Consider the following 8,436-nt stretch of genomic DNA (forward strand, 5'->3'; position numbering starts at 1 on the left):
AGATTGTGATATCTTTATCATAAAAAGAGCTCTGAAATTTCAGAGCTCTTTTATTATAAAGATATCACAATCTTATTTTATTCCTCTTACTCTGGTAGGGAAAGTATATACAGATTTCGAGGCAGTAATGAACAGAATATCATTGTTTTTTCCTCCAAAAGCCACATTAGATGTCCATTTCTCAGGAATAGAAATATGATAAATTTTCTTTCCCAAACGGCTGAAAACATGAACGCCATCTCCTGTCAGATAAAGATTACCGTGTTTATCCAGCTCCATTCCATCTGAACCCATTTCACAGAAGAGTTTTTTCTCAGATAATTTTCCTTCTCCCAGTATATCATATACATAGGTTTTTCCGGCATCAATATCAGAAATATAGAGTTTCTTTAATTTTTCGCTTCCTACAATTCCATTGGGCTGTGTGAAGGTATCCAGTTTCGTAACTTTTCCTGTTCTGTCCCTGTAATAAAGACTTTTATGTTGGATTTCCTGTTTAAATCCAATCCAGTAATCTCTTTCATACAAAGGGTCTGTAAAGTACATTCCTCCCACTTCATCATTCCAGACATCATTGGGCCCGTTCAGTCTTTTTCCTTCAAAACCTTTTAGCAGAACTTCTACTGTTTTATCTTTGGAAATCTTCCAGATCTCACCCTGATCGTCTGAACAGGTAATTAAATAGCCGTCTTTGTCAAAGTGTGTTCCGTTTGCCCTTCCCGTTTTATCTAAAAACTCTATCACTTTATTGCTTTTCCAATCCCAATAATAAATCTTATCGTTAGGCTGATCGGTAAAGTAAACATTCCCTTCTTTATCTGCTGATGGTCCTTCTGTGAAACTGAACTTGTCGGAAACCATTTCCGGTTGTACTCCTTCATAAAACATTTTACTATAATTTACTGATTGACAGTTTACCAATGCGAAAACCAAACCAATCATACTTATTTTAAAGATATTCTTCATGCTTCATTTTTAAAGCTGCAATTTACGATATGACTCAAAAGCATCAAAACATTTTCTCATTTTGATATAATAAAAACTATAGAAGCAAAATGTCCCAATTATCCTATTTTGGACGTAGATCATATTAGTAATAAAAAGATATAATCCGGAGCTTTGCAGTAACAGGATCAATCACTTTTTTCAAAGAAAAATATCTTAAAAAAATGATAAATCCGGATGAAAATTGTACCAAAAATACTTTATAGCATACAACAATGAGCGCAGAGTCCAACAATATCAAGTCTTTGGAAATTGAAAATGAAGATTTCAGAAATTCCGTAGGAACCATGGATGAAACCGGGAAAAGAAAATGGATTTTCCCAAGAAAACCTAAAGGAAAGTATACCAACTACAGAAATTACACCAGCTATCTTCTTCTTGCGATTTTCTTTGGGTTGCCTTTTGTAAAGATCAATAACAATCCTTTTCTTCTCATTAACGTGATCGACAGAAAGTTTTTTATCCTTGGACAACCTTTCTACCTGCAGGACTTTTTCATTCTTGCTTTAGGAGCTGTAACTTCCGTGATTTTTGTAATGTTATTTACAGTAGTTTTCGGAAGAATATTCTGTGGCTGGCTATGTCCGCAGACTCTTTTCATGGAAATGGTTTTCCGCAAAATCGAATACTGGATTGAAGGTGACCGAAATAAACAGATGAAGCTTGACAGACAGGAATGGGATGCAGAGAAAATACGAAAAAGGCTGGCTAAATGGTCTGCTTTTCTTCTTATTTCACTGATTATTTCTCACTTTATGTTCATGTATATTGTGGGGTACGAAGAAGTTTTCCGTATTATGAGTGAAGGGCCAGAAGGAAACTCACTGAAGTTTCTTGTGATGATCTTCTTTACCATGACGTTTTACTTTGTTTTCGCATGGCTTCGTGAGCAGGTTTGTACACTGGTTTGCCCTTATGGAAGACTGCAAGGAGTATTGATTGACAAGCAAACCATCAATGTATATTATGATTTTAAAAGAGGGGAAGGCCGTGCAAAATGGAGAAATAATGAAGACAGAAAAGCTGCAGGAAAAGGAGATTGTATCGACTGTAACCAATGCGTTGTGGTATGTCCTACAGGAATTGATATCAGAAACGGCCAGCAGCTGGAGTGTGTAAACTGTACAGCCTGTATTGATGCCTGTGATGAAGTCATGGAAAAGGTTGGTTTGCCTAAAGGATTGGTACGTTATGCAACGGAAGCCGAAATTGAAAATCAGGATAAATTTCGTTTTACCCCGAGAATGAAAGCAACAACCGTTATCCTTGCATTATTAATCGGATTCCTAGGATTTTTAATGTACGACCGTGGTTCTATGGAAGCAAAATTCATCAAACCGGCAGGTTCTACATTCTTTGTTAAAAATGGTAAAATCACCAACACCTTTATTTACACTCTTCTGAATAAATCCAACGAGAAAAAAACGCTTACCATAAAAGTCATTACTCCAAAAAATGCAGAGATCACTTACTTTGGTTCTGAAAAAATCATATTGAAAGGAGATCAAATCCTTAAAGGAAACATCAATATTTCCTTCCCTGAAGAAGAAATTAAGTTCTCAAAACAGAATATGGTCATCGGAGTGTTTGATGAAAAAGGCCAGTTGGTAGATTCTTTTGAAACCACTTTTGAAGGACCGTTTAAGCTAGCTCTTTAGGTGGCAGATAGTAGGTGGCAGGTTGTGAGGATCAGAAAAAGTAGTTGATATTTCCCTAATTCCCCTTCTCTGGAGGGGTGGCAAAAATTCAAAGAATTTTTGACGGGGTGGTTTACAACAATCTCTCCATTAAACTTTAAATTTTACACTCATTAAGCCTTATATTTCCTCATGAACTGAGTAGGAGTCATTCCGGAGCATTTCCGGAATACTCTTACAAAGTAGGAATATTCTTCATATCCTAAACGGAACGCAATTTCTACCAGGCTTTCATCAAGGTACATAAGCATTCTTTTGGCTTCCAGCACTACCCTTTCTGTAATCACATCAGTGGCTGTTTTTTGAACAACAGTCTGGGCAATCCTGTTCAGATGTTTGGATGAAATCCCTAATAAAGAGGCATAATGGGTAATGGATTTATGTTTTGTAAAGTTTTGTTCGATCAGATTTTCAAAATCCTGATAATGTTTAAAATAAGAAAGGCCGGCAGTTGAATCCATTGTATCAAAGTCCTTTGAAAACAATCTGGCAGCATTGATGAAAATCTGAGACATTAATGATAAAATCAGCCCTTCTTTCATGATACTTTTAGTCTGATGTTCTTCTCCCAATTCCTGAAATAAACTAATATTTTTCTTAAGCTCACCAGCATCCAACTGAAGTTTTCTCGGAAAAGATACAGATCCAAAGAAAGGGAAGTTTCTCAGTTTTTGATTCACATAGTGCATTTCATAAAACTCCTGAGAACAAAAGAAAATATACCCATCAATATCTTCCGATAGCTCCCAACTGTGAATCTGTCCTGGTGACAGAAAAAACAGACTTCCTTCCGAAACTTCATACCTTTGAAAATCTATTTCATGTACGCCTGTTCCTTTAGTGAAAAAAACAGCAGCATAGAAATCATGTCTGTGAGGCTTCTCTATATGACGATGTCCCACCACCAAATGATTCTTCATCGTATTAAAATAAAAATCAGAAGTATTTTTACCTGCCTGAAAAAGATCGATATGAAGAACAGAAATTGGATTCATTTATATTTATGTATCGTAAGAATTCACAAATTTAGACAAAAAAGAACCAGTATATCATGAACCTTTATATCTGTTACAACAAACGTTTGCTCTTGAAGGATGAATTTAACCCCATCAATTCCTTTGAAACAAAGTATTACTGCACTTTTTACAATATATTTTGGATTAAACTTTAAAAAATTTTTATCTTTGAAGTTTAGGAGTTGTAAAATGAAAATAAATTTACCTGATAAGCTGTATTATTCTATAGGAGAAGTTGCGAAAGCATTTGATGTAAACACTTCATTAATACGTTACTGGGAACAGGAATTCCCGATTATCAAGCCTAAAAAAAACAGAAAAGGAAACCGATATTTCACTCCTGAAGACATCAAAAACCTTCAGATGATCTACCATCTGGTAAAAGAAAAAGGATATACCCTTGACGGAGCCCGTGTTGCCCTGACCACCAACAGTAAAATTTCTGAAACCATTACTCTAATTGACCGCCTGGAATTTGTAAAAGCCGAATTGATTAAGCTGAAAGAGTCTTTGGGAGAAAGAGAAGACGAATAATTTCTCTGAAAATATGGAAACCTCCGCTGCAATGAATTGAAGCGGAGGTTTTATTTAAAGTCTATCAGAAGATGCGATCACCAGCTATTTTCACAACGTACTATCCCCCTTACCTACCCCCCTCCACCCCCTTGGGTAAGGGGGTATACCCAGTTGCACAAGGGGCTGAATGGAGTTACATAACGGTCTCTAACCCCTTTGATAAAGGGTATAGAGGCTTATGGAACGGGCTAGAGACAGTTGACTAAGAGGCTGGAGCAACTTCTGAACTGGCTAGAGACCCTTGATGAAGTGGGTGGAGAGGCTTGTTAAAGTGGTGAGAGGGACTTATCTAAGGATCTGGAGGGTGTTTATAAGTGCTTCACAGCAGTACAAGGGCTTTTCTACAGCAAAACAACTGCTTGTGGATATATGAGCGGGACGCTCGCGCCAGCGTGGACCACGCAACTGTGGAAGCCCTGGAAGTGTCTCTGGATTATCTCGTAGGGTCTACGGACATTCTACTGGATAAAAATATTGTCGCTAAAATTTTAGATATACAAAAACTAAAAGAGAACGACAGACAACATGTCTTCGCTCTCCTGGATGCTTTTCTTAAACAAACTAAATTGCAATCTATTATGTAATATAAAAGCCACTCAAACGAGTGGCTTTGTTGTTTTATTATGGGGTATTCCATATTTCATTCCAAGTTATAAAAAAATTATATACAACATAAATAATGAAAGAGAATAAAATAATTAGAGGTATTACAGAATATAATAAATTAGTTCTGTCATTCTTATATTTGAAAATATTACTTATAAAAAAAATAAAAAACGTAACTATTCCTGGTATAAAAATAATCCAGTTTAATATCAAATCAATAAAAGATCTTCCATCTCCAATATTTCTAATTAGATAGAAAAACAAAGAAAATACTAAAAATATCAGTATTAAATTTTTAGGGTATTGAATCTTTTTTAGCATGTTAATATTTCCTTCCTTTTTTTATTGCATTTTGATCCGCTCCAGAATCCAAGCTGCCTTTTCTCAACTCATTTGCTTGTGAACCTGTCGAAACTTCTATATCTGTTAATCCAATTTCTTTTGTCCAATTTCCCCACATAAAATTCCCTGCATCATAAAGATTGTAAACATCATTTGTCCCTTCAAATTTAAAGAATGCTTCATCTTCTACATAGTGTGTTCTAAAAACTCCTCCATCTTCTGTTAAACCATTCTTTCCTCCTTCAACTTGATTTGTTAAAAAACTATGTGTAAAATCAGCATCATTATGAGATTCAAAGGCAATCATTGCATTTGCTATTCCATAAGCCGCCGCTTTCATTTCATTACTTGGCAATGCTACAACTGTTCCTCTAGCTTTTTTTATTTCATCATTTAACCCTACACTATTTACAGCTTTATCTACTTGCCCTGAGCTTATAGCATAATAAACCCTATCTCCTTTTTTAAATTCAGAATTTAAGAATTTCTTATCAACACCTTTTGGGTCATTGAATTTAAGTTCATTTCCTTTCATGTCAAAAAATCTATTGGGTTGATTATTTTGTTTTACATATTGAACTTTGCCTGAATTATTAACCGTAATATCATCTTTAGGGGCTCTACCATCAGGATCAATAAACCTAGTCGGATTGTTATAAGCATAATTATACGGGCTATGCCTTGTCATCTTTTCCGCCAACGGATCAACAACGCCCCATCTTCCTAAATCCGGCATATACATTCTCGCTCCATAATCATACATCCCACTTTCCTGAAGCTCCTTCCCATTGTACTTGTAGTTATAGTAACTTCCAAATTTGGAGTAGGAAGAACCACCAATATGGTTTAATCCAAATGGATAATAATTATTGGTATCTATAGATTCTAGCATTCCGGCATTATTTTTAGCAAAAGTAACTCTTGTATTTCCCAAGTGACCCTTGTAATTGTAAATATAACGGTTTCTCCAGAATAGATAGTAAAAGCCACTGCTTTTGCAGTGGCTTTGTGTTTTATTCACATTTTATAAGAGGAAAAAACTCGGAATACGTAATTGCCCATTTATTATTAAAACTACCATTTATCTCAACATAATTATATTCTTTTTTTACAGGAATAACTATACTCTTTTTCTTTGTTGACATCAATTTTACTTTTTTATTAGACTTATCAATTACATATAATTTCATCCCCAAACATTTAGTAGAGTTACTTTTTTTAAACAATAAAGTATCTTTATTATTTATAGTAACCTTAGAGTCGGCGAAAGCCTCTCCATTAAAAACTAATAAAATCTGATTGTTATTTCTCAAAAAGCTACCTTTTGCCTCCTTATAATAATTTTCTTGAAAAATCATATTTTCCTTAGTTGCTTTAGAAATATCTTGATAATAATATTTTTTATTACTACTGCAACTATATAATCCAATAACTAACATCCAAACGATCAGAGAAGAGGTATAAAATTTAGTATTCATAATAATTATTGTGAGTTTGTATTTTGTTTTTGTTCAATTGGAGCTTTAGGATTAGGTTGTTGTGCCTGTTTTTGTTCTATTCCATTCAATCTACTCTGACTAGTAGTTATAGTTGTTTTCATTATATCCGTTTGCTTTTGAGTAATATTCGTTCCAGTATCTGATTGTAATTCTTTAATAGAATTGCTAGACGAATTCATAAGATTATCTTTATTTTCAGGAGTATTAGAAATTTGATTCCCATGAAAAGCATGTTCTAACCCCGCAGCATGTCCTATTTCATGAGCTGTAGTTCTTGCTGTTCCATCAGAAGAAATTGTTTGATCCAAGGGATTTCCGATATTTGAAACTTTTCCTGCAACATAATGAATGGAACCATCTGGCTGAATTCTTATTTCACCAATGGGTTTGGACATATCAATAGTAAAGGTTGAATTTGCATCATAAACCAAATTGATTGAAAGACCGTACTATAAAGAGAGACTGCCTCAAAGGTAGTCTCTCATATTTATTATATAATTTTACTCTTCGTAGTACTTTGAAAACTTTACTCCTTTTCTCACAAGCAATTCTTTTATTTCCTTTGACTTCTGTTGAGGATATATACGAACAATTTCATTTTTTGAATTAAATGTAATAAGCCAATATTTAGAATCATAATCTATCATTTCAGTTGCTTGATTTAAATCCTCGAATTTTGTCTCTTTAAATGATTTTTTTAATATCTGGGATTTATTCGATGATTCATCAATAATTAATCTATATCCATCAATCATATAAACTTTACTATATTCAAATCCGCTTAATAGTTTGGGATTTACAAAAGACATTACAATCTTATATGAACCTTTCTCACTATCACTATCATTAGCACCTACTATTAATACATTTTCTTTAGGACTGATATTTACTTGTGAGTTTCTGTTTTCTATAAATGTACTTATGATAACGTGATAAATATCTTTCTTTTGCTGAGAATGAAGATAGTTACCACAACTATTTGTCAAAATAAGCATGCAAACTAATAAAAAGTATTTTCTCATAATTTATTTTTTTGTCTTACCAATATATGTCGCTGTATCTTTATTATATTTAAAATAACCTACGCCAGGAGTGTATTGATATGTATTTTCTACATTACTACTGTAAGTATTTCTGTCTCCAATAGGATTTTTGTAAGTTGGTTGAACTGTTAAGTTACCAGTCTTTCTATTACGAGAAACATAAAACCCTGAAGGCCCCCAATCTGATCCCTGTGGATGAGAATGGACTCTTTCTTGAAGTGTTGCATTATTTATAAAATGACGAGACGCTGATCCCGGTTCACTTACATCAACATATCCTATTGTAGTAGCTACGTTAGAGCTCGAATTAACAGTATGATTCGTACTTACAATATTTGTAGAAAAACCATCACAAAAACTAAGGGCATCCTGCCCAAATTCTACTTTAGTATTACTTCCTGCAAATTCAAAGAATTGAGTAGCAGCATCATAATTTTGTATTTGCAAATATGTATATCTAGATGATCCTGCTTCTCCATCATGACCTTGTGTTACAATGTTTTCTGTCATAGCATCTCCTATCTGCGAATCTCCAGTTGGATTTGATTCTGATACATTTGTACGGGCAATCTGGATAGACTTAGACTCATCTTCGTTTGTAATAGTATCATAAGCATTATTATCTTTTGTTCTCTCTATATTACCATTGTTA

General features: G+C 34.1%; 9 protein-coding genes. 2 read left to right on the forward strand and 7 right to left on the reverse strand.

Annotation, left to right across the window (positions count from 1 at the left end):
* Positions 1–72 precede the first annotated feature (72 nt).
* Positions 73–966: an SMP-30/gluconolactonase/LRE family protein gene (locus tag REB14_RS17855; protein ID WP_309522871.1), complete on the reverse strand. Its 894-nt coding sequence runs from the start codon at positions 964–966 to the stop codon at positions 73–75.
* A gap of 254 nt (positions 967–1,220) precedes the next feature.
* On the opposite strand from REB14_RS17855, the gene ccoG reads away from it, so the two are divergent.
* Positions 1,221–2,663 carry a cytochrome c oxidase accessory protein CcoG gene (ccoG, locus tag REB14_RS17860; protein WP_309522872.1) on the forward strand — a complete coding sequence of 481 codons (1,443 nt, stop codon included), beginning with the start codon at positions 1,221–1,223 and terminating at the stop codon, positions 2,661–2,663.
* A gap of 152 nt (positions 2,664–2,815) precedes the next feature.
* Here the strand turns inward: ccoG and REB14_RS17865 are convergent, their stop codons facing one another.
* The gene (locus tag REB14_RS17865; protein ID WP_079241042.1) at positions 2,816–3,697 is read right to left on the reverse strand and encodes an AraC family transcriptional regulator; all 882 of its coding nucleotides are present in this window, start codon (positions 3,695–3,697) and stop codon (positions 2,816–2,818) included.
* Positions 3,698–3,907: 210 nt separating this feature from the next.
* Between REB14_RS17865 and REB14_RS17870 the strand changes: the two genes are divergently transcribed.
* Positions 3,908–4,252 (forward strand): MerR family transcriptional regulator, encoded by a 345-nt coding sequence (locus REB14_RS17870; protein WP_079241041.1) that lies wholly within the window; start codon positions 3,908–3,910, stop codon positions 4,250–4,252.
* Positions 4,253–5,222: 970 nt separating this feature from the next.
* On the opposite strand, the gene REB14_RS17875 is transcribed toward REB14_RS17870, so the two are convergent.
* The 5 genes from REB14_RS17875 to REB14_RS17895 all read right to left on the reverse strand — a co-directional run.
* Positions 5,223–6,263 (reverse strand): RHS repeat domain-containing protein, encoded by a 1,041-nt coding sequence (locus REB14_RS17875; RefSeq protein ID WP_309522873.1) that lies wholly within the window; start codon positions 6,261–6,263, stop codon positions 5,223–5,225.
* Positions 6,256–6,720 (reverse strand): hypothetical protein, encoded by a 465-nt coding sequence (locus tag REB14_RS17880; RefSeq protein WP_309522874.1) that lies wholly within the window; start codon positions 6,718–6,720, stop codon positions 6,256–6,258. The genes REB14_RS17875 and REB14_RS17880 overlap by 8 nt, the downstream gene beginning before the upstream one ends.
* 5 nt (positions 6,721–6,725) lie before the next feature.
* Complete coding sequence (locus REB14_RS17885; protein ID WP_309522875.1) at positions 6,726–7,136, reverse strand: zinc metalloprotease; 411 nt, start codon at positions 7,134–7,136, stop codon at positions 6,726–6,728.
* A gap of 105 nt (positions 7,137–7,241) precedes the next feature.
* Positions 7,242–7,763: a hypothetical protein gene (locus REB14_RS17890; protein ID WP_309522876.1), complete on the reverse strand. Its 522-nt coding sequence runs from the start codon at positions 7,761–7,763 to the stop codon at positions 7,242–7,244.
* A 3-nt stretch (positions 7,764–7,766) separates the two neighbouring features.
* Positions 7,767–8,436 (reverse strand): JAB-like toxin 1 domain-containing protein (locus REB14_RS17895; protein WP_309522877.1); only part of this gene is annotated, 670 nt, incomplete at its 5' end.

The organism is Chryseobacterium metallicongregator, assembly GCF_031324065.1.
Taxonomy (GTDB): domain Bacteria; phylum Bacteroidota; class Bacteroidia; order Flavobacteriales; family Weeksellaceae; genus Chryseobacterium; species Chryseobacterium metallicongregator.

Excerpts from the sequence above, each read along its gene's own strand:
- REB14_RS17855 (WP_309522871.1), bottom strand. The coding sequence starts at position 966 with ATGAAGAATATCTTTAAAATAAGTATGATTGGTTTGGTTTTCGCATTG.
- ccoG (WP_309522872.1), top strand. The coding sequence starts at position 1,221 with ATGAGCGCAGAGTCCAACAATATCAAGTCTTTGGAAATTGAAAATGAA.
- REB14_RS17865 (WP_079241042.1), bottom strand. The coding sequence starts at position 3,697 with ATGAATCCAATTTCTGTTCTTCATATCGATCTTTTTCAGGCAGGTAAA.
- REB14_RS17870 (WP_079241041.1), top strand. The coding sequence starts at position 3,908 with ATGAAAATAAATTTACCTGATAAGCTGTATTATTCTATAGGAGAAGTT.
- REB14_RS17880 (WP_309522874.1), bottom strand. The coding sequence starts at position 6,720 with ATGAATACTAAATTTTATACCTCTTCTCTGATCGTTTGGATGTTAGTT.
- REB14_RS17885 (WP_309522875.1), bottom strand. The coding sequence starts at position 7,136 with ATGTCCAAACCCATTGGTGAAATAAGAATTCAGCCAGATGGTTCCATT.
- REB14_RS17890 (WP_309522876.1), bottom strand. The coding sequence starts at position 7,763 with ATGAGAAAATACTTTTTATTAGTTTGCATGCTTATTTTGACAAATAGT.